Genomic DNA, 520 nt, shown 5'->3' on the forward strand with positions numbered 1-520 from the left:
CGGATTAACTTTCAGCAGGAATACTTTAAAGAGCGATCCGCAGGATGGCTCTGTCATTAACGTCAGCACGGCATTCATGGATGCACAGGCAGAAACTAACTTTAGCGCAGGTATTAATGCACTCTGGCAACGTGTTGAGGTGGGGTATATTTATGCACACAATAATATTGCGGAGTTTTCCTCTTCCGGTATCAGTACTGAATGTACCGACGATTGTGCGATTTCCTCGTCCGGGAGATATGATATTCATACGCTGCATACCTCATGGCAATTGCCTGCCATTATGGATATGCCTAACTTTGCTATTTACCTCGGTGCCTATGCGTCCTGGCTTAATGCGATGAGCGAAGATGACGGTGATCATCAACCACGTTACGGAGCCCGTGTTCGCGCAAAATATATTTTTTAATGCCGTAACCTGTATGGCTGAATGATGTCGACCGCCAGGATAGCCCTGGCGGTGTTCACTCCCTGCCGTGGTTATTCCCGCCAGCCGAGGCCCGGTGCCACATGCTTGAGG

Annotated in this window: 1 protein-coding gene; it reads left to right on the forward strand. The window is 49.0% G+C overall.

The window, feature by feature from the left end:
- On the forward strand, positions 1-409 hold a 409-nt coding region (locus WH277_RS01945; protein ID WP_339504085.1), incomplete at its 5' end, for a carbohydrate porin.
- Between the last annotated feature and the right edge of the window lie 111 nt (positions 410-520).

This window comes from Erwinia sp. MYb416, assembly GCF_037479575.1.
Taxonomy (GTDB): domain Bacteria; phylum Pseudomonadota; class Gammaproteobacteria; order Enterobacterales; family Enterobacteriaceae; genus Erwinia; species Erwinia rhapontici.